Annotated in this window: 20 protein-coding genes and 1 pseudogene; 14 read left to right on the top strand and 7 right to left on the bottom strand. The window is 44.1% G+C overall.

Annotated elements, in window-relative coordinates; translation table 11 throughout:
• Positions 1 to 186: 186 nt before the first annotated feature.
• The 3 genes from NIES593_RS25850 to NIES593_RS22490 form a co-directional block, all read right to left on the bottom strand.
• On the bottom strand, positions 187 to 765 hold the full coding sequence (locus NIES593_RS25850) for a transposase (RefSeq protein WP_073601709.1): 579 nt from the start codon (positions 763 to 765) through the stop codon (positions 187 to 189).
• 228 nt (positions 766 to 993) lie between these two features.
• On the bottom strand, positions 994 to 1,899 hold the full coding sequence (miaA, locus tag NIES593_RS22495) for a tRNA (adenosine(37)-N6)-dimethylallyltransferase MiaA (RefSeq protein WP_073601708.1): 906 nt from the start codon (positions 1,897 to 1,899) through the stop codon (positions 994 to 996).
• 66 nt (positions 1,900 to 1,965) lie between these two features.
• Positions 1,966 to 3,417 (bottom strand): BCD family MFS transporter, encoded by a 1,452-nt coding sequence (locus tag NIES593_RS22490; protein WP_073601707.1) that lies wholly within the window; start codon positions 3,415 to 3,417, stop codon positions 1,966 to 1,968.
• Between the two features lie 357 nt (positions 3,418 to 3,774).
• Between NIES593_RS22490 and NIES593_RS22485 the strand changes: the two genes are divergently transcribed.
• The 7 genes from NIES593_RS22485 to NIES593_RS22455 all read left to right on the top strand — a co-directional run bounded on the left by NIES593_RS22485 (position 3,775) and on the right by NIES593_RS22455 (position 8,915).
• The gene (locus NIES593_RS22485; RefSeq protein WP_073601706.1) at positions 3,775 to 4,248 is read left to right on the top strand and encodes a hypothetical protein; all 474 of its coding nucleotides are present in this window, start codon (positions 3,775 to 3,777) and stop codon (positions 4,246 to 4,248) included.
• 160 nt (positions 4,249 to 4,408) lie between these two features.
• A complete protein-coding gene (locus tag NIES593_RS22480) occupies positions 4,409 to 5,131 on the top strand; it encodes a pyridoxine 5'-phosphate synthase (protein ID WP_073601705.1) in 723 nt (240 codons plus the stop codon).
• A gap of 23 nt (positions 5,132 to 5,154) precedes the next feature.
• Positions 5,155 to 5,484, top strand: a complete 330-nt coding sequence (locus tag NIES593_RS22475; RefSeq protein ID WP_073601704.1) for an MgPME-cyclase complex family protein — start codon at positions 5,155 to 5,157, stop codon at positions 5,482 to 5,484.
• A gap of 21 nt (positions 5,485 to 5,505) precedes the next feature.
• Positions 5,506 to 5,718: a hypothetical protein gene (locus NIES593_RS22470; protein WP_139253787.1), complete on the top strand. Its 213-nt coding sequence runs from the start codon at positions 5,506 to 5,508 to the stop codon at positions 5,716 to 5,718.
• Between the two features lie 70 nt (positions 5,719 to 5,788).
• Positions 5,789 to 6,901 (top strand): CapA family protein, encoded by a 1,113-nt coding sequence (locus NIES593_RS22465; protein WP_073601702.1) that lies wholly within the window; start codon positions 5,789 to 5,791, stop codon positions 6,899 to 6,901.
• Between the two features lie 203 nt (positions 6,902 to 7,104).
• Complete coding sequence (locus NIES593_RS22460; RefSeq protein ID WP_073601701.1) at positions 7,105 to 7,659, top strand: 1,2-dihydroxy-3-keto-5-methylthiopentene dioxygenase; 555 nt, start codon at positions 7,105 to 7,107, stop codon at positions 7,657 to 7,659.
• Positions 7,660 to 7,748: 89 nt separating this feature from the next.
• A complete protein-coding gene (locus NIES593_RS22455; RefSeq protein WP_073601700.1) occupies positions 7,749 to 8,915 on the top strand; it encodes a RuBisCO large subunit C-terminal-like domain-containing protein in 1,167 nt (388 codons plus the stop codon).
• 74 nt (positions 8,916 to 8,989) lie between these two features.
• Here the strand turns inward: NIES593_RS22455 and hpf are convergent, their stop codons facing one another.
• On the bottom strand, positions 8,990 to 9,586 hold the full coding sequence (hpf, locus tag NIES593_RS22450; RefSeq protein WP_073601712.1) for a ribosome hibernation-promoting factor, HPF/YfiA family: 597 nt from the start codon (positions 9,584 to 9,586) through the stop codon (positions 8,990 to 8,992).
• Positions 9,587 to 9,991: 405 nt separating this feature from the next.
• On the opposite strand from hpf, the gene lipB reads away from it, so the two are divergent.
• Together lipB and NIES593_RS22440 are read left to right on the top strand one after the other, a co-directional pair.
• Positions 9,992 to 10,678, top strand: a complete 687-nt coding sequence (lipB, locus tag NIES593_RS22445) for a lipoyl(octanoyl) transferase LipB (protein ID WP_073601711.1) — start codon at positions 9,992 to 9,994, stop codon at positions 10,676 to 10,678.
• A 358-nt stretch (positions 10,679 to 11,036) separates the two neighbouring features.
• Positions 11,037 to 12,638 carry a helix-turn-helix domain-containing protein gene (locus NIES593_RS22440; protein ID WP_073601699.1) on the top strand — a complete coding sequence of 534 codons (1,602 nt, stop codon included), beginning with the start codon at positions 11,037 to 11,039 and terminating at the stop codon, positions 12,636 to 12,638.
• A 59-nt stretch (positions 12,639 to 12,697) separates the two neighbouring features.
• Here the strand turns inward: NIES593_RS22440 and NIES593_RS24445 are convergent, their stop codons facing one another.
• Both NIES593_RS24445 and NIES593_RS22435 read right to left on the bottom strand, forming a co-directional pair.
• Complete coding sequence (locus NIES593_RS24445) at positions 12,698 to 12,844, bottom strand: hypothetical protein (RefSeq protein ID WP_175561216.1); 147 nt, start codon at positions 12,842 to 12,844, stop codon at positions 12,698 to 12,700.
• 144 nt (positions 12,845 to 12,988) lie between these two features.
• Positions 12,989 to 14,383, bottom strand: a complete 1,395-nt coding sequence (locus NIES593_RS22435) for a hypothetical protein (protein WP_073601698.1) — start codon at positions 14,381 to 14,383, stop codon at positions 12,989 to 12,991.
• 67 nt (positions 14,384 to 14,450) lie between these two features.
• Between NIES593_RS22435 and NIES593_RS24720 the strand changes: the two genes are divergently transcribed.
• The 5 genes from NIES593_RS24720 to NIES593_RS22415 all read left to right on the top strand — a co-directional run bounded on the left by NIES593_RS24720 (position 14,451) and on the right by NIES593_RS22415 (position 18,919).
• Complete coding sequence (locus NIES593_RS24720) at positions 14,451 to 14,627, top strand: hypothetical protein (protein WP_217652011.1); 177 nt, start codon at positions 14,451 to 14,453, stop codon at positions 14,625 to 14,627.
• Positions 14,617 to 15,900 carry a S41 family peptidase gene (locus NIES593_RS22430; protein WP_073601710.1) on the top strand — a complete coding sequence of 428 codons (1,284 nt, stop codon included), beginning with the start codon at positions 14,617 to 14,619 and terminating at the stop codon, positions 15,898 to 15,900. Before NIES593_RS24720 ends, NIES593_RS22430 begins: the two co-directional genes overlap by 11 nt.
• A 119-nt stretch (positions 15,901 to 16,019) precedes the next feature.
• Positions 16,020 to 16,448 carry a photosystem I reaction center subunit II PsaD gene (gene psaD, locus NIES593_RS22425; RefSeq protein ID WP_015145740.1) on the top strand — a complete coding sequence of 143 codons (429 nt, stop codon included), beginning with the start codon at positions 16,020 to 16,022 and terminating at the stop codon, positions 16,446 to 16,448.
• 115 nt (positions 16,449 to 16,563) lie between these two features.
• Positions 16,564 to 18,084, top strand: coding sequence for an anthranilate synthase component I (gene trpE / locus NIES593_RS22420; protein ID WP_073601697.1), 1,521 nt, complete (start codon positions 16,564 to 16,566; stop codon positions 18,082 to 18,084).
• A gap of 31 nt (positions 18,085 to 18,115) precedes the next feature.
• Positions 18,116 to 18,919, top strand: a complete 804-nt coding sequence (locus NIES593_RS22415; protein ID WP_073601696.1) for a M28 family peptidase — start codon at positions 18,116 to 18,118, stop codon at positions 18,917 to 18,919.
• Positions 18,920 to 19,026: 107 nt separating this feature from the next.
• Here the strand turns inward: NIES593_RS22415 and NIES593_RS25700 are convergent.
• Positions 19,027 to 19,218: pseudogene (locus tag NIES593_RS25700) on the bottom strand (GNAT family N-acetyltransferase); the annotation flags it as partial.
• Between the last annotated feature and the right edge of the window lie 59 nt (positions 19,219 to 19,277).

The following is a 19,277-nucleotide window of genomic DNA, read 5'->3' as shown; positions in this document are numbered from 1 at the left end:
GAGCCAGTCGTCCCCCGATTCTTCGGTTTAGACTGAACGAATCGCACTTTTTGGCAGCATTGCGATCCCGATGAATCTCAACCCCACAGCTACATTGATGAGTTCTAGTGCTGAGAGATTTCTTATACCATTTTTCATTCATTAATGACACAGATAGTCGATCGCCTTCACCCCCAACCCCTCTTCCTATTTGGGAGAGGGGAGAAGAATGTCGATCGCGAAAACCTGAAAATTGGTATTAACTTTTGCACCACAACCAGAGCAATTTTGAGTGGTAAAATCTGGTTTAACTTTAATAAATTCTCTATTTTGAGCTTCTGCCTTAGCTTCAATCATTTTTAACAGTTGACCCAAAGCAGCATCGGCAAAACTTTTATTTAAACCTGATTTGGCTTTCGCTCCGTTTCGCTTCCATCCTTGACCATCTTCTCTTTTCTTAGGTTTGGGTCTTCTGTTGAGATTAGCAATTTTTAGATCCTCGACGGCGATCGCATCAAACGAACGAACCAAATAGGTTGATAGTTTATGGTTGAATGCACGCCGCTGTAATTTAATTTTTTCGTGGATTAAGGCAATTTTCTGTTTAGTTTTTAAGCTATTTTTAGAATCCTTAGAAAATTCTTTTAATATCTCTTGTGCTTTTTCCTTTCCTGCAATCCGAAATTCACAATCTTTAGGGAGTTTTGAGATCTGCTGCTTAATTTTTTGAATTTCTTTTTTGAAGTAATCTCGTTGTGCCTCTTGTCTTGCTAGTTTGCGTTGCAATCTTCTAAGACGTTTTTGGGCCGAGCGATAATATCGAGGTGGATTAACTTGTTTACCTACTTCAGCGGGGTTGTGGGATCTCTAGAGGAAAGGTTAAAGGGAGAATTAACCCCTTCCCCTTTTCCCTTTCCCCCTTCCCAACTTCTGCAAGAAGTCTAATGGGCTTTAAAGGTTCGCCCTCATGCCTCCGATAAACCCGCACAGCCTTACTGTCTACGCCGTAGGCATTCAGAAACAAACTCTAAAATCTTGTACGCGCTGCCAAACTCGATCTAATAAATCGGTAGAGTCTGCATCAAACCACTCGATTTCGGGGTAGGCTCGAAACCAAGTACGCTGCCGTTTGGCAAATTGGCGAGTATGCACGACTATTAATTTTTTTGCCTCAGATAAAGAGAAATCACCAGCAAGATATTGTTTTATCTCTTGATAGCCTAAGGTATTCAAAAGAGGTAGATGCCAACCATATTTTTTACCTAATCTTTCGACTTCTTCAATCAATCCAGCCTCTATCATTTTTTCCGTGCGTAGTTCGATGCGTTTTTTTAGGGCTTCCGTCTCGCAATCCAAACCAATTTGCAGGATCGGATAGTCGGGTGGATTTTCTCCCTGTTGCTCGGAAATGGGTTTTCCAGTAACATAATAAACCTCTAACGCTCTTAGGGTTCTGACTTCATCGTTCGGATGAATTTTTTGAGCCGCGATCGCATCAACTTGACACAAAAAAGCGTAAAGTTGGGTTTGTCCGAGCGATTGCAGTTGCGATCGCAATTCTGGCTGCGGCGATACCCTGGGAATTTTTAACCCTTTGACAATCGATTTAATATACAATCCCGTTCCTCCTACTAGGAGAGGGGGAACTCTGAATTCGGAATTTTTTATTAACGCTTGCGCTTTTTCTTGATACTGGGCCAGAGTTAGGGTTTCAGTCGGATCGCAGATATCGATCAGGTAGTGCGGTACTAACTTTTGTTCGATCGGGGTTGGCTTAGCCGTTCCGATATCAAATTCTCGGTAGACTTGACGAGAATCGGCACTAATAATAACTGAATTGAGTCTTTGAGCCAATTCTAAGGCTAAGCCAGATTTGCCCGTAGCAGTAGCACCGCAAATGACGATCGCAGAGGGTTTCATTAACGTGAGTTCGGAATATTGCGATTACCTTAGCGATCGATCTCAAAAAAAGCGATCGCCGAGCTTTTAGCTATCCAAATCTCCTTGTACAATAGTCGCGATCGCAACTTTGGCATTGTCTTGGAATTCTTTGATATTAACCCGTCCCAAGAGCGCGATCGCGAGGATAAATCCTAACGCTTGCAGAGCAAACACGGTTCCATATGCCAAGACGGGGACGTTAAACGTTCCCTTCCCCACATTGAGGACGGCTCCTCCTATCACTGTAGCCAATGCTCTCGACATTGACTGAGCCAATCCCCAAGCCCCGATAAAGGTACCTGCCGTTTCCGTCGCCGTCAGATCTAACATTAAACTGGTAGCTCCTGCTGTCAGGACTCCAGACGCTAATCCAAAAAACAGCAGTCCGGATTTGAGCAAACTTTGGCTGGCTGTAGCTCCTGCTAATATTATCAAGCCAACGCAGAAGATAGCGAAAATACATCCCAGTTTCGTCGTTCTTTGTTTGCCCAAGCGCGGCAGTACTAAAAATCCTGTTAAAGCAATGCCAAATAACGTCCCCATGCCAAAATAGGCATTCAGCTTGGTTGTTTCCGAGATAGACATTCCGAACACTTCCCCACCATAGGGTTCTATAACTGCATCCTGCACGAACAGGCTTAGTGTCAGTACCAGTAGAAAGCTGAAAAATAAACCCGTTTGACGGCTGGCGGTCAAGATTTTCAAGGCACGACCGAGCGTAATTTGGTCTTCTCGCTCTACTACAGTCGATCGCGAGGAATAGCGAGAATATTTCTTTTCAACTCCTATGGTAGCTAGCAAACACAGCCCAAAGACGAGCGCGGGCATAATAATAAAAACGGGGTCAACCGTTGCTTTCAATTGAGCGATATTGCCGATAGCTGCTGTTTGGGAGGGGTCGGTAGTTAATAACCGAGAGCTAATAATAGCTCCCACGACGATACCGACCATTAACATCGACCACACAACACCAATGAGTTGAGAACGGTTGTCTTCATCTGAGACATCGACGAGTAAAGCCGCAAAAGGCGTGGAGCTTGCACTCAGTGCCAAACCATAGATGGCAAAAATGATAGCTAGCAATACAGCCCAGCTATAGGTTACAAAACTCCAGCCAGTAGTTTGTAGGCTGCTGCCCAATTGCCAAACTGCTTGCAGGGCAACAAACGAAATACTGGTAAACAGCGCCGCACCAATCCAAACATAACCCGTGCGATGGTAGCCTAAGAGCTTTTTGGCATCAGACATTTGCCCGAACCAGATCCGCGTAGGACTAACAAACTGGTGCATGGCGATCGCACCTGCGACAATCAACGGCAGAACTTGGAGTTCGGCAATCAGGATCCGATTGAGGACTCCTAGCGTTAGGAGAGACATGATGCCCAATCCCATCTGAAACAAACCCAGTCGGAACATGGTAAAGAGATTTAGCTTGGGAAGGGGTTTGTGTCTATCGGGTCGAGAATCGCAGAAATCGGGAATATCGCTGGTAGCCATTACGTTTGCCTGCCAAACCAATAGTTTTCGATCGAGCTTTTTTGTTATTAAGGTAGCACGATAATATTTTCTGACTCAATCTTAATGAGGGGGTTTGGCAAGGCAATTTTCTTCTAGGTGGCGATCGCCGATTGTTTCCAAGCTTGGATTGCTCATTTTTTTCTAGTCGATCGCGTCCAGATCTCGATTTGGCTAATCGGTGCTATTACAGACGCTTATGTCTATTGTTTTCATTCGATTATATCTCTATAATAGAGATGATTCTTAAAAGAAGATTAACGAAATTTAATAGATAAAATCCTCAATAAAGCTGATAAGATACGGGACTTAAAGGTGCTAACGATGGAGAAAAGGGAAATGACTGTCGAAAAATTAGAAGCAAACGGGAACCAAATTCAAGAAGCCGAGCAAGCTAACGATAGCGCTAAAACAGGTAATAGAGCCAAAAAAAACCGGGAAGTCGTCGCTTTATCGGTAAAGAAACAAGCAGAAAAAGAATCGCAACTCAAACATGTTGAAGGATTGCCAGAAAATCGCCCTATTGGTGTCAGTCATCTAGCGATCAAAGAGATGGATGGACAGGGTCTGCCTAACAATCGTCCTGTTGAAGCGAGCCATCTAAAAGTTGTTAGTACCTATAGTTCTGTTGGAGGTGTACGTCCAGTCGTTGCGAGCGGAATGGAGGTCAGCAGCACGCTGGCGATCTCTGGAAACCGTCCTATTGCAGCTAGCCATTTGAAAATCAGCGAAACTTATACGGTTATGGGCAATCGCCCCGTTGCTTCTAACGAGATTGACGATCCCGCAGCTTTGATGGGTTTTCTTGACTAATCGTCTCGCAATTGAGTCCAAACCGAATAACTGACTTGTTAACTAAAAACTACCTCGCCCTAGTTCATCATAAGAGCGAGGATTTTTGTGTTTTTAGTCCATCTGTTTCGGTTAAGATCGTTAAGGCGATCGCTTTGCCCAGTTACAGGAGAAGTTCGCTGTGCTAACTCTTGGTGTCAATATCGATCACGTTGCAACCATCCGACAGGCACGACGTACTGTCGAACCCGATCCCATTGCTGCTGCCGTTTTAGCCGAACTAGGCGGTGCCGATGGCATTACCGCTCATCTGAGAGAGGATCGCCGTCACATCCAGGATCGAGACGTGCAACTCTTGCGGCAAACAGTACGCACTCACTTAAACTTAGAAATGGCAGCCACCGATGAAATGGTCGCGATCGCTATTGAGGTCAAACCCGATTACGTCACCCTCGTCCCGGAAAAACGGGAAGAAGTGACCACAGAAGGGGGACTCGATGTTGCAGGTGGATTGGATCGCCTCTGCCAGATCGTCGATCGCTTGCAAGGCGCAGGCATTCCGGTAAGCTTGTTTATCGATGCCGATCCACCTCAAATCGGAGCCGCAGCAAAGACAAAAGCTCAATTTATCGAACTGCACACGGGAAAATATGCCGAAGCCCACGACGAAAAAACGCGCCAGAAAGAATTAGACTTGTTACGGAAAGGATGCGAAGAAGCGATTTCCTTGGGGTTGCGCGTCAATGCAGGTCACGGCTTAACTTACTCGAATGTCTATCCAGTCGCTTGCATTCCCGGCATGGAAGAACTCAACATCGGTCATACTATCATTAGTCGGGCAGTGTTAGTCGGCATGGAAAGAGCCGTCCGAGAAATGAAACTCGCCATGCGAGGTGAATTTTAGACCGAGATATGAGGAGAGGACAAATGACTACCTATTATTACATCCTAGCCAGTCAAAAATTTTTAATAGAAGAAGAACCCTTAGAAGAAGTTCTCAGGGAACGCACGCGACATTATCAAGAAAAGAAACAAGAAATTGACTTTTGGTTAGTCAAGCAACCTGCATTTTTAGAGGCACCGGAATTCGCCGAAATCAAAGCGAAGTGTCCTCAACCAGCAGCAGCAATTATTTCCACCAATCAACAGTTTATTACTTGGTTGAAATTACGTCTAGAATATGTAGTCGTGGGTGAGTTTCAAGCCCCTTCCCAAACAATTACCGATCCATTAGCTTCGCTGGAAACCGTTTCCTGATAAGCAATTGCTAACTCCCACATGGCTAGAATGGAAGGGCAGGGGGTTCGAGCTAGATCGATCCTGGTGACAGCTTCGCTAGTTTTCCCTAGTACCTATTATCCGAACCGCGATCGCTTCTTACTAGCCAATCATCAAACCTCCCGCTTTCAATCACAAAATTTAATTCTCATGCAGGGGAAAGGGGCTTCGCCCCAGGGACAAGGGGAAGGGGTAAAGGGGAAAGGAGTATGAGTATGAGTCTTTTCCCTTCCCTTTAACCTTATTACCCCTTACCCGAATAAAAGCAAGAAGTCTATCGAAGATGACCAATTGCATCACCTTGTTTCTGTGCGGGGATGTTATGACAGGAAGAGGGATCGACCAAATATTACCTCATCCAAGTAATCCACTCCTGCACGAGCCATATGTCAAAAGTGCCGAAGAATACGTCGAACTGGCTCAGGAGGCGAACGGGGCTATACAATACCCTGTCAACTTTTCTGACATTTGGGGAGACGCTATTGATGAATGGGAACGTCTCGCGCCAGATTTGAGGCTCGTTAATTTGGAGACAAGCATCACCACCAGTGAAGATTATTGGGAAGGTAAGGACATTCACTATCGGATGAATCCAGCTAATATTCCTTGTTTGGTGGCAGCAAAAATCGATTGTTGTTCTCTGGCAAACAATCACGTTCTCGATTGGGGCTATTCGGGTTTGGCAGAGACATTACAAAGCTTGAAGGAAGCTAAGATCGAAAGTGCGGGAGCCGGACAGAATCTCCAAGCGGCAGAAGCTCCAGCCGTGATGGAGATTAAAGGCAAAGGGAGAGTTATTGTTTTTTCATTCGGATTAGCAACAAGCGGAATTCCTTTCAGTTGGAGGGCTTCAGAAGAGCGACCTGGGGTCAATCTATTAAAAGACTTGTCAGAGGCAACTGTCTGCCAAATTAGCGAACAAATCCGAAAAATTAAGCGATCGCGAGATATTGTCGTTGCCTCGATTCATTGGGGAGGGAATTGGGGTTACGAGATCGATCGCGACCAAAGGGAATTTGCCCATCGACTCATCGAAGGGGCTGGAGTCGATCTCATTCACGGTCATTCTTCTCACCATATCAAAGGGATCGAAGTTTATCAAGACAAGCTGATTCTCTATGGCTGCGGAGACTTTCTCAATGACTATGAAGGAGTGAGTGGCTATGAAGCTTTTAGAGACGATCTAAGCTTAATGTACTTTGCTCGGATAGAGCCATTGACTGGGAAGCTCGTTTCTTTGCAAATGACCCCAACGCAAATTAAGCGTTTAAGAGTGCATCGAGCCTTACCCCAAGATGCCTTCTGGTTAAGAGATATTTTGAATCGGGAAGGAAAACGGTTAGGAACCCAAGTAGAATTGAACCCGGATCGGACTTTAAGCCTAAAATGGCGTTAATTTCTCGTCTCAAAAAGACTTTATTTCTTTTGCTGAGATCGAATTCGTGACATTTTTCAGATGTTTTTTCTTATTGATAAAGAGAGGATGAATATATTCGCTTGAGCAAGTGCAGGTTCCGAAAATTAACGAACTTGTCGCTCCTTTAGCTTCAAGATGATAATGATTAAAGTTAAAGGCATCTTAGGATACTGAGGTTAAAGATGGCAATTTTACGTTTGGAAAGCGGAACAACCTACACCCAACTGGAAGACATTTCCCGCGAACTCGCTTCCCTCAACGTCCAGCTCAATTATTGGTCTGTCGGCGATAATCCAGAACTTCGTAAGTTGCTAGCACAAGAAGCATTAAATGAGGACGAAAAAGAGCAAGTTTTACAAGCATTAGACGGCTATTTTGAACGGTTAAAGCAAAATGCAGGCTACCAATCTCGTGATTTAATCGTTCTCCATCCCAATATTCCTAATTTAGATGCTTTGCTGGCTAAATTTGAAAGCTGTCATACCCATGCCGATGATGAAGTCCGTTACATCATCGATGGCGAGGGAGTTTTTGGATTTGTCCGTCCCGACGGATCTCAGGTAGAATTAACCATTCAACCTGAAGAATATATTAACGTCCCTGCAGGAACGGAGCATTGGTTCCATCTTAGCGATCGCAAACGCATTAAAGCAGTCCGTTACTTTGTCACTACAGAAGGTTGGGTTCCCGAATACACTGGAACCTCAATTCGTTTCCCAGCTTTAGCAATGGGTTAGTTATTGGTTGGTCGTTAGTAGTTAGTGCAGATATATTTAACTAATCTCTAACAACTAGCTCATAACAAAAAACAAATAACCAATAACCAATGTCTATTGAAGTCGATTACCGCTTTCCCCCTGGAATAGAAGCACAGCGTCAGGCAAAAGTCATCGCTGTCGGACAAACGGCGGGTACTTGGGACGATCGCTTTGTCCATCGAGAAGACTCTCTCAAACGTCACTTAGCCGAAGTTGTCAGCGTCGAAACCGACGAGCAAGGCTATAGCATCGCTAGAGTGCGCTTTCCCGAGCTAAACGTCGAAAATGACATCGCTAGTCTTTTAACGATGATTTTCGGCAAATATTCCCTGGCTGGAGCGGCAAAAGTAGTTGGGGTGCATCTCCCCCAGACCTATGGCAGAATGCCCAAAGTGGGGATTACGGGAATTAGAGAAAGAGTGGGAGTCCGCGATCGCCCCTTAATCATGGCAATTTATAAGCCAGCTTTGGGGCTGTCTGCCGAAGACCATGCCGCTATTTTAGAACAGGTGGCAGATGCGGGATTAGATATCATCAAAGATGATGAAATCATGGGCGATTTAGCCGTTGCACCGACGCTAAAGCGGCTAGAAGCCTGCCGTCGCGTCCTGGATGAAGTGAAAGCGAAAACGGGACGCACGGTATTGTATGCCGTCAATGTCACGGGAACGGCAGATAAATTAATCGAAAAAGCCCGCCTATTGGTCAGAGAAGGGGCAAATGCCCTACTACTCAACGTCCTTACCTATGGCTTTTCCGTCCTAGAAGCCTTAGCCGCCGATCCAGAAATTAATGTCCCCATTTTTGCCCATCCCGCCTTTGCTGGGGCGATGTGTGCCTCTGCCGACACGGGATTAGCTTATTCGGTGGTGTTGGGAACTTTGATGGCACATGGCGGTGCGGATGCGGTGCTATATCCCGCTCATTATGGCAGTTTGCCTTTCGACCTACAAGAGGAGCAAAAAATTAGAGATAATTTGCGATCGCGCAATGTGTTTCCCGTCCCCTCGGCGGGCATTCATCCGGGGATCGTCCCCAAAGCGATCGCAGATTACGGTAAAGATGTCATTCTCAATGCCGGAACGGGGATTATGGAGCATCCCGACGGTGCCGCCGCAGGCGTTCGCGCATTTTTTGAAGCCTTGGAAAGATTGCAAAACGGTCGATCTTTTGAATTAGAGACTTTGCCAGCCGGCGCGTTGCGGCGAGCAATAGAAAAATGGGGGAAACTCTAAAAAAAGTCCACTTAAGTGGACTTTGGCTATTAGCCAGGAACTGAAGTTCCTGGCTGGCTGGCGGACTAGATGATTTAATGAGTACCATTAGAATTTCCGTTGCTCTGACGCGGTTGGATCACGCCATAGCCACCGTGGTTGCGCTGGTAAATCACATTAATTTCATTGGTGTCGCGGTTGCGGAACATATAGAAATCGTGATCGACTAACTGAAGTTGTTCCAGGGCTTCTTCGATTGACATGGGAGGCATGGCAAAATATTTCATGCGTACCACTTCTGGCGGAAGTTCTGGGGTGCGATCGCCAATTAAGGTCTCGCTTACAGGTTTTTCTTCGACAATTTCTCCGGCTTTCACTGAAGCGACTTTTTTGTCTTGCAATCTTTCTTTGTATTTGCGTAGCTGACGCGCAATTTTATCAGAGACTAGATCGATACTGGCATATAGGTTTTCGCTTCCCTCCTGGGCACGAATCACTGCTCCGTTAGCATAAACTGTGACCTCAGCTTTGTGTTTGTCAGGGATTCGAGCATTACGGGCTACGGACAAATGAACGTCTACCTTTGTCGTCATACCTTGAAAGTGTTTAACGGCTTTTTCTAGCTTCTGCTCTACGTAATCATGAATGGCTTCAGTAACTGTAATGTTATTGCCCTGGATCAAAAGCTTCATACCGATTACTCCATCTTTTCTAGTTTTTATGAGTAAAAAAGCAAGCACAAAGCTTGTTAGCTTTTTTGGTTCGATTGAAAAAATTTCATGCTTTCTTTTTGAGCCGATTAGATAGCAAAAATCCCGCTCAACTTTGCAGAATCTTCATCCTGTTTTTTTCTCTAGCTGTCGATCCCAATGGCAGGATATTGCTCGATCTACCCAATTAGCTGGCTAGTTTGCTTAACTCCCATGTTTTTTGTTATTAATTGGTTTGGGAGAGTTTTTCTGAAGTAGATGTCTGGTAAAATCTTTGGGGTTTCTTTAGAAGATGCTTCCCTCCAACTGATTCTTTAATTTTAGACTAGCATTTTGTATTGTCTAAAACATCGCTTTTTGCCTTCTTTTTATTTTCCTTTGCATCTTGTGACATTTCTTAAAGTTAACGTGTTAACGCCTAGTTCTCAACAAAGATGCTGTTTTCTCGATAATCGAGGATTGGTTCCTTATAGCGAGGCTTGGGAATATCAGCGATCGCTAGTGGCGCAAAGAATTAAAGATCCTAATCTCGAAGATATACTCCTATTATTAGAACATCCCCCCGTTTATACGCTAGGTACGGGTGCGAGTCTGGATTTTCTCAAATTCGACCCCGCACAAACTGATTGGGAAGTGCATCGCATCGAACGGGGTGGCGAAGTCACCTATCACTGTCCGGGGCAGTTAGTCGGCTATCCTATCCTCAATCTGCGCCATTATCGCCAAGATTTGCACTGGTATCTGCGACAGCTAGAAGAGGTGATTATTCAGACGATCGCAGAATACGGACTCAAAGGCGATCGCGTTCCCGGTTTGACTGGCGTTTGGGTAGAAGGATATAAGGTTGCTGCCATCGGCATCAAAGCGAGTCGTTGGATTACTATGCACGGTTTTGCCTTGAACGTATGTCCCGATCCGACGGGATTCAAACATATCGTTCCTTGCGGCATTGCCGACAAACCCGTTGGTAGTTTGGTTCAGTTTCTTCCCGATATCAATCTCGAACGAGTCCGTCAAGATATCGCTACTGCTTTTGCTGAGGTATTTCAAGTAGAGTTGATAGAAATATCATAATTGGTTAGTGGTTAGTAATTAGTAAAAATTCCAACTAACTATTAACTATTAACTTTAAGCCTGTCAAGACAAGAGCATTAATTAACTTGACTATTTTACTTATTCACTCTACAAAAAACGCATTTAAAAAACTTTAAGTATTTTTTTTTATCGCAAGAAATGTTCCTTTTGAACAGTTTGTCAGAAAGAGTATTAAGAAAAAATTAAAGCGATCGATTTGAACAAAGTTAAAAACAATATTATGAGAGTCTAAAATTTAGAAGAATCTTGCCAAGTGATGGTAAAGCTGCTCGCTTATTCATTGCAGCTTGGGTGGTGAAGGAGAAGTAAAAAAGATTACCGAACGAATCGAATTGAAATGAGTTATACGATCCCCAACAATTGTATTAAATGCGGTACTTGCAAACCTTTATGTCCGACGGGCGCTATTGAGATCGATGACGGGCAATATTGGATCGAGCCAGGTCTGTGCGATGGTTGCCAAGACCGCTATAGCGAACCTCAATGTGTCGTTCATTGTCCGATCGATTGTCCAACTCCCCTGCAAGCCAAAAAAGGAAGATACAAAGCTGCCGAGAGAATAGCCACTAGCCCCGATCTTTTTTCCAACGGCAAGAACAATCCCTTTGCTTCTTCGATGGTGATTTGGGAAGCTTGCAAATTATTGAGTGGCGCAAAGATTCTTCCCTGGAAAACCGATGCCAATGGGAAGCTATATTATCAGCGAGCGGTCAAACACGGTCGGGGCGCGATCGCATTTCGACTGAGCAATGACCGCGAAAGCGACCTTCCCCAGACGCTGGATGAAGCAGCAGCCCTACCGATTCTTGACGCGATCGACATTCGCTCTGCATGCTTGCATTTAATTTATGCTGCCTATGCCACAACCTTAGAAAAGCCTTGGGAACAAGAATTTATTATCAGCGACCTGCAAATTGAAAAATATTTAGGCTTAGATAAACGCAAAGATTTAACCAAAGCCACTAAGCTAACCTTGATTAAAATCCTGGCACGGCAACCTTGTCAGCTCCTTACGACGATTGACTGGCCCCAACAAGGTAAAGTTGAAGGCTTTTCAGTTGAGGAAAGTCGTTTGTGGCATCTGGGAGCAATTCATCATCATTTTCAGCAAGACGAGTCAGGACACAAACATTTGATGGGTATAACTTTTAGAATTCGCGCGGGACGCTGGGCAGAATATTTTTTAAACAAGCAAAGCTACAGAAAACGAACTGCTTTTTATCAGTACGGAACCCTGCCTCAGTTTTTATTAAGTACCGTGATGAGCATTTGGCAGCAACATCAAGGAGCCGTGCGGATGATGTTATGGTTACTATTTAAAGTCAAAATGGGTCAGCAACAATGTATAACCGTTCCTACCTTGATGCGCGTTGGCTATGGAAAAGAAAAAATTCTGGAAGCCTCTTTAAAGCGAGAACATCGAAAGCGACTCGTGCGAACCTTTGAAAGCGATTTAGAAGTGCTCAACTATTACGGACTCAAACCTATCTTCGATCCGGCAACCTATCAAAGCGAAATTCAACCGCTATGGGCAAAGTTAGACGAGCTTCCCGAAGACGCAGAAGAAGCGCTAGAATTTTGGACTAACGACGGCAGTGGCGATCGCCGCTTAACCGATTCCGGACCTCGCGGGAAGTGGGATTTATTGATGAAAGCTCGTATTTTGGGGTTTGAGTTGCCATCAGAGTGGGCGGAGCAACTTGCCAAACTCGAAAAGAAAAAGCAGCAAAAGACCGCGCGAAAAACCCGACCCAGGATGAATTTTGAATTATCTGCCGAAGAAATTCAGACAGCCAGAAAACATCGAGGTATCAGTCAGAGAGATTTGGCCAAAAAGCTGGGAAAAAGTCAAAGTTGGATTCGAGACTTAGAAAACGGCCGTTTCTGTGCCAAGTTGGAAGACCAACTACTGCTTCGGAAATTGTTGGGATTATCTTGATTGCAAAGAGCGATGGGATTGAGTTTTTGATAATCCCATCACTATCTTTTATACTGAGTTTATGAGTTTTGCTCCTGTCTGGGGGTGCTATCCGTGTTAGTGTCCGAACTCCGTTTGCCTTCAGTGCAAGCTTGAGCGGCTAGGGGAGCCAATGACAGGGCAAAGACGAGCGCTCCAACTAACAATGGCATCAGTTTGATTTTCATAGTACCCTCTGAAAAACCGAATTAAGTTTGCTAGTTTTTAGTATGAGTGGTGAATATGACATGAAAGTGTCAAGAGATGAATGTCATTGCCCGTAGCATCAATTATTAACTTATCCTAACGCTTTTTTATCCTGCTATAGAATTCTATTTATCCTTGCATTCTATCAGTTTTTTTGGCAACAACATATCCATATCTCTAGTAGGATTAGCGGGTACTTGAACTAAACCATCTTCTCGGTTAGAGCCAGAAGCTTTAGCTATACATAACCCTTGTTTGAGAGAAATAGTTGGTTGAAAATTAGCCGTCTTAATACTATGCAAACCAGTTGCTATGTATAAGCCGACTAGAGAACCAATGAGTATGTTATTAATCTTGAGCTTGGCGATCTTAAAGCCGCTAAATCTGTCTATTAAATAAGCTAGCATTACAAATGTCATAAATATAAATATTAAATTTGAAGCCATAGTATAAACAGTTATTCTGAGAGATTCGACATTTTTTATCGCTACTAATAAACCTGGTCTCCAATATACAGTCATCCAAGAAATAATAATAAGAGAGTATAGACAATATATCAGTAGTTTTTCTTTTGAAATTAGCGTAAATACTACTAGAAAAAAAACTAAAAAAACGATTAAAAACTCTGGCAATCTTTCATAAATAAGAGCTAATAGCTGATTAAACCATAATTTTCCGAAAAAGAGTTTATGGCTGTATTCCATATTTGTAGGATTGCCATATACTGTAGCATAAGTCTTTGGCTTTAAATCAATAATTAAGATGCTTAGAAAGTAAATAATCGTCCCAATAAAAAGTACAAATAAATTGATTGATGAGCTGTTGAATAGACTTTTTTTAATCGCTAGTTTCTCTCTTTTTTTAAAAAATGAAAAAGATATCTTAGCCAAATAATCCATGAATATAAAGACAAGAAAAAAAACATTGATCGGTTGAGTAATTATGCACAATAAAATTAAAAAATCGATTAAAAATAAAGAATAATTTCTAATTTTATCAATAAATAATATGCGATAACCAACCAATAAAAAACAAAAATATATAGACAAAAATCCAACATTTAATATTCTTCCAAAAACCAAAAAGTTGTCCATTGGACCCAAATCGACCAAGCAAGTGCTGATAGCAATAGCAACTAAATACTTGACCTCAATTTTAGAATGAAATAGAAGAATGGGAAGACAAAAGATGCAGGCATAGATTAAGTATGACATTACTGCTATTATTCTTGGGAGAAAGAGAATTTCCCAATTAAAGAAAATTTGATTGATTCCTAAACCTAAAGCTGCAATAAAAACCTTGAAAAATTGCAGGTAGCCTTTCTGAATAAAGTTTAGATATAAAGTTTGCCAAAATCCGTGATTGATAACGCCAGCAATGTAGTCTCTTCCATCTTCTCCCCAAAGATCTTCCCTGACAAAAGGAACTGGATTTCGAAGAAAAAGCAAAATTGCAGTCATTAGAACCAGGGCAAAATAGAAAAATAAGAGATTTTTTCGCAGATCTAAAGCTTTTGGCATGGGTACTGTGTCCTCACTCATCTACTCTTTGAATTCTTAGCCGCTTGCGTAGTTCCCCGCATACTTATTGCCTGCAAGATGTTGCGGTCTATCGCTAGATTTTACGGCGATCGTACCGATCATAGATAATGTTAAAAGTCGATCGCTATTTGCCATTTCTGGCAACATTTGGGAGTGCGCTATCGTTATGAAGAGTCCGCCCAACCGACAGCTCGACCCTTATGCAACAGTTTATGTCATTTAACCGGAAAGGCTACAAACTTCCTAAACTAAGCTGCTGGGCTAGAGTTACTCTCGTTAGTCTTTCCATATGGCTATTATGTAGCTTATTGCCAATCGTTGCAACCTCACAAGAATCGCCGTCTGCACTGTTTGATGAAGTGTGGGAAACAGTTAATCAAAATTTTTACGATCCAAAGTTCAACAGCGTGGACTGGGGAGCGATGAAAGAGAAGTACAAACCGCAGGTGAAAAACACTAAGTCTGTCGAAGAAGTTGTCGTCGTTATCAATCAGATGCTCTCGGAATTGAACACTTCTCACACGCGCCTCTACACTCAAGCAGAACCAGCTTACTATCAGCTTTTGGGAATTTTTGACGGATACAGCGAGCTACAACAAAAAGCCAAAAAACATCTTCCCAATGGCAAGCTTGAATATAGCGGCATTGGGGCATTTACCAAAGAAATTGAGGGCAAAACCTTTGCGATCGCTATTCTAGACGATAGTCCTGCCGCTAAAGCCGGATTGAAAGTAGGAGACGAAATACTAGAAGCAGATGGCAAACCCTATCAACCGATTAAGTCTTTTCAGGATAAAGTAGGACAGAAAGTCAAGTTACTGGTTCGACGAACCGCCGATCCTAACTCTCAAGAAGAAATCGCGATCGAACCCAAAATCTACAACGCGACTCAGATGTTTTTGGAAGCTCAGAAAGCTAGCGTTGAAATAATTGAAAAAAACGATCGAAAAATTGGTTACATTCATATTTGGTCGCGCGTCGGCAACGAGCGAGATCTGCGACAGTTTGAAGAAGAACTAATCTACGGTCGCCTTAAAGGGGCAGATGGATTAATTTTAGACTTGCGCGACGGTTGGGGCGGTGTAGACATGGGCTATCTTCGCCTGTTCGCGGGCAAAAGTCCCGACATCGTCAATACCGCTCGCGATGGCAGTCGAAATAAGATTAGCTATGATTGGGAAAAGCCAGTCGTCGCCTTGGTTAACGAAGGAACCAGAAGCGCTAAAGAAATTCTCGCCTTTGCTTTTCAAAAATACAATATTGGTAAAGTAGTTGGCTCGAAGACAGCGGGATATGTCGTCGCCGGTCGTCCTTTTTTGATGAAAGATGGGAATTTGCTCTATCTAGCCGTTGTCGATGTCTCGGTCGATGGCGAAAGGTTAGAAGGAAAAGGCGTAACGCCAGATATTAGCGTTCCTTCTCCGATTCCCTACGCTCAAGGAGCCGATCCCCAGAAACAGAGAGCTATAGAAGTTGTTCTAGAAGCCATATCTTAAAGAAGTCGATCTGACTTCTGGTTTCTGGATTTGTTACAGTTGTTGACAAAGCGATCGGTCAGTGACGAACTCAGTGATAGGATTCCCTAAAATACCTTCGCAAGAGATAACATTAAATTATGGCAGAAGCGCTTACTGGAAAACCTCCCAAGTTCGGTGGCAGCACTGGCGGCTTACTTACCAAAGCCGACGTAGAAGAAAAATATGCGATTACTTGGACTAGCCCAAAGGAACAGGTATTTGAAATGCCTACTGGCGGGGCAGCCATCATGAACGAAGGAGAAAATCTCCTCTATCTCGCTCGCAAAGAGCAATGTCTGGCACTGGGCGCCCAGTTGCGGACAAAATTTAAGCCCAAAATCGAAAACTATAAAATTTACCGGATTTATCCCAACGGTGAAATCCAGTATCTCCATCCCGCAGATGGCGTTTTCCCAGAAAAAGTTAATGAAGGTCGCGTCGCGGTTGGGAAGAAAGACAGAAGTATCGGCAAAAATCCAGAGCCAGCAACGCTGAAGTTCTCTGGTAAAATGCCATACGATGTCTAAATAATTCGGTTATCAGTAACCAGTTGATTCGGCGATCCATAATTAGCAACTGAATAACTGGTTACCGATAACTCATGTACAGACGCAATATATCGCGTCTCTACCGTAACGAACTATGATTTTTCCCGATTTTGCTCAGTTTTCTGCCCTGGCTCAACAGGGCAATTTTATTCCGGTCTATCAAGAATGGATGGCTGACCTAGAAACCCCTGTCTCTGCTTGGTATAAGGTGTGTGCGGGTCAGCCTTATAGTTTTTTATTGGAATCGGTAGAAGGCGGAGAAAAACTAGGACGCTACAGTTTTTTAGGGTGCGATCCGGTTTGGATTTTGCAGGCTAAAGGCAACACGACGACGCAAACGCATCGCGATGGCTCATCTCAAAGCTATGAGGGCGATCCTTTCGAGATTTTGGCTAGTTGTCTAGAACCCATTCATCCCGTGAAATTGCCCCAACTACCGCCAGGAATTGGCGGTTTATTCGGGGTGTGGGGATACGAACTAATTCGTTGGATCGAGCCGAGAGTGCCAATATATCCAGCAACTGACGAAGATTTGCCCGATGGGATCTGGATGCAAATCGATAACTTGATTATCTTCGATCGCGTCAAGAATAAAATTTGGGCGATCGCTTATGCCGATCTACGCGATAAAACGATTAGTTTAGAAGAGGCATATCAACAAGCTTGCGATCGCGTAACGAAGTTAGTCATCAAACTACAATTGCCGCTACCTGTTGAAGCCACCGCGCTAACGTTGAGAGACCTCCCACAGGCAACTGAGTTGGAATACCAAAGTAACACGTCGCGATCGCAGTTCTGCGAAAATGTCAGAAAAGCCAAAGAATACATTCGTGCGGGAGATATCTTTCAGGTAGTTCTCTCCCAACGCCTGCAAGCTCCTTTTAGCGGCAATCCCTTTGAACTGTATCGCTCGCTGCGCACGATCAATCCTTCTCCCTACATGGCGTATTACAACTTTGGCGATTGGCAAATTATCGGCTCTAGTCCAGAGATCATGGTTAAAGCCGAACGAACGGAAGAAGGAGGAATAAAAGCCACCCTGCGTCCGATTGCGGGCACTCGCAGGCGTGGAAAGACGACGGCTGAAGATAATGCTTTAGCAGAAGATTTGTTAAAAGATCCCAAAGAAATCGCCGAACACATCATGCTAGTAGACTTGGGGCGGAACGATCTCGGTCGGGTTTGCGTTCGGGGAAGCGTGAAAGTGGATGAATTTATGCTAATCGAGCGCTATTCGCACGTCATGCACATCGTCAGTAATGTGGTGGGAGAATTAGCGCCTGCAAAGACGGCATGGGATTTGATGAAAGCCTGTTTTCCCGCAGGAACCGTCAGCGGTGCGCCGAAAATACGAGCGATGGAAATTATTCACGAACTGGAACCGGAACGGAGAGGACCTTATTCTGGAGTTTACGGCTACTACGATTTTGAAGGTCAATTAAACAGCGCGATCGCCATTCGTACTATGGTCGTTCGCCCAACTGATGACAATCGACATTTGGTTTCCGTGCAGGCGGGGGCTGGATTAGTAGCAGATTCCGATCCCGAAACAGAATACGAAGAGACGATGAATAAAGCCAGAGGTTTGTTAGAAGCCATTCGGCGTATCAGTTAATGTGAAAAGCCGCCTGTATGCCCACTTAACCATGCTCGCCCGCGAGCGAGATCCCTACCTCGCCTCGGCTGGACATTTTTTCGTTCGGCAGTACATTCGCGAAGAACTTCAACGATGGGGAGAGGTAGAAACCCATGAATTTCAAATTCGGGGCAACACCCATAAGAATCTGATTCTTAACTTAGCCAGTTCAGAGAATAAAACTTCTCCCCCAATTTTAATCGGCGCTCATTACGATGCCGTTCCAGGAACCCCAGGCGCAGACGATAATGCTTCTGGCGTAGCAGTGTTGTTGGAGTTAGCGAAAGCTTTTGCTGCCGAACCTCCTTTATCTCCAGTCCGCTTGGTTGCCTTCGATCTAGAAGAGTACGGCTTATTGGGAAGTACTGCCTATGCGGAGCATTTGAAGCAAGCAGGGCAACGTCTGCGCTTGATGCTATCTTTGGAGATGCTAGGGTATTGCGATCGCGCTCCCAACTCCCAACGCTATCCAGCCGGACTCCAGTATTTTTATCCCAATCGCGGCGATTTTATCGCTTTAATTGGCAATTTGTCTCCAATTGGAGACATAATTCGTCTCAGTCGTATCATTCGTCGCTCTGGAACGCCCTGCGAATGGCTGCTAGTTCCCCAACAAGGTCGATTAGTTCCAGCTACGCGACTGAGCGACCATTCCCCGTTTTGGGATCGGGGCTATCGAGCTGTTATGGTAACGGATACGGCTTTTATGCGCAATCCCCACTACCACCAACCGAGCGATCGCATAGAAACGCTAGATTTAAATTTCCTTGCCGGAGTCTGTCAAGGATTGATTGAGGGAATTCGCCAACTTTGACGATCTTTCTTGCATCCTCAAGACGAGAAGACTAGCGATCGCGTGTGGAATGCTAGAGTACACTTCATTCCGATGCATTGTGTTTGTTATGCGTCAAACTAAGCGGACTAGATGCCAAGAGTTTGACAAAACTCTTCAACAGATTTCATCGGGAGATAGAGTTTCAGAGGATGTTGCCTAAACCGCTGAAAGCCATACTTTGTGTAAAAATTTAGAGCTACTTCATCCAAAGCTTCTGCTATCACAGCCAGAGATGCAACTTGTGCAGAAGCATTAAGCGCCTTTTTGAGAGCATCGATCGACCTGGAGTTTAGACTAAAAAAGAAAGAACGGCAGCCAAAAGAGAACTTTAGCTACC

Origin of the sequence: Hydrococcus rivularis NIES-593 (assembly GCF_001904635.1) — a bacterium.
Lineage (GTDB): Bacteria > Cyanobacteriota > Cyanobacteriia > Cyanobacteriales > Microcystaceae > Hydrococcus > Hydrococcus rivularis.
Note: the sequence above shows the minus strand (reverse complement) of the source record. Positions and strands in the feature narration are given on the sequence as shown.

Excerpts from the sequence above, each read along its gene's own strand:
- psaD (WP_015145740.1), top strand. The coding sequence starts at position 16,020 with ATGGCAGAAGCGCTTACTGGAAAACCTCCCAAGTTCGGTGGCAGCACT.
- NIES593_RS22465 (WP_073601702.1), top strand. The coding sequence starts at position 5,789 with ATGACCAATTGCATCACCTTGTTTCTGTGCGGGGATGTTATGACAGGA.
- hpf (WP_073601712.1), bottom strand. The coding sequence starts at position 9,586 with ATGAAGCTTTTGATCCAGGGCAATAACATTACAGTTACTGAAGCCATT.
- miaA (WP_073601708.1), bottom strand. The coding sequence starts at position 1,899 with ATGAAACCCTCTGCGATCGTCATTTGCGGTGCTACTGCTACGGGCAAA.
- NIES593_RS22430 (WP_073601710.1), top strand. The coding sequence starts at position 14,617 with ATGTCATTTAACCGGAAAGGCTACAAACTTCCTAAACTAAGCTGCTGG.
- NIES593_RS22435 (WP_073601698.1), bottom strand. The coding sequence starts at position 14,383 with ATGCCAAAAGCTTTAGATCTGCGAAAAAATCTCTTATTTTTCTATTTT.
- NIES593_RS22440 (WP_073601699.1), top strand. The coding sequence starts at position 11,037 with ATGAGTTATACGATCCCCAACAATTGTATTAAATGCGGTACTTGCAAA.
- NIES593_RS22470 (WP_139253787.1), top strand. The coding sequence starts at position 5,506 with ATGGCTAGAATGGAAGGGCAGGGGGTTCGAGCTAGATCGATCCTGGTG.
- NIES593_RS24445 (WP_175561216.1), bottom strand. The coding sequence starts at position 12,844 with ATGAAAATCAAACTGATGCCATTGTTAGTTGGAGCGCTCGTCTTTGCC.
- trpE (WP_073601697.1), top strand. The coding sequence starts at position 16,564 with ATGATTTTTCCCGATTTTGCTCAGTTTTCTGCCCTGGCTCAACAGGGC.
- NIES593_RS22460 (WP_073601701.1), top strand. The coding sequence starts at position 7,105 with ATGGCAATTTTACGTTTGGAAAGCGGAACAACCTACACCCAACTGGAA.
- NIES593_RS22485 (WP_073601706.1), top strand. The coding sequence starts at position 3,775 with ATGACTGTCGAAAAATTAGAAGCAAACGGGAACCAAATTCAAGAAGCC.
- NIES593_RS22490 (WP_073601707.1), bottom strand. The coding sequence starts at position 3,417 with ATGGCTACCAGCGATATTCCCGATTTCTGCGATTCTCGACCCGATAGA.
- NIES593_RS22475 (WP_073601704.1), top strand. The coding sequence starts at position 5,155 with ATGACTACCTATTATTACATCCTAGCCAGTCAAAAATTTTTAATAGAA.
- NIES593_RS22415 (WP_073601696.1), top strand. The coding sequence starts at position 18,116 with ATGCTCGCCCGCGAGCGAGATCCCTACCTCGCCTCGGCTGGACATTTT.
- NIES593_RS22455 (WP_073601700.1), top strand. The coding sequence starts at position 7,749 with ATGTCTATTGAAGTCGATTACCGCTTTCCCCCTGGAATAGAAGCACAG.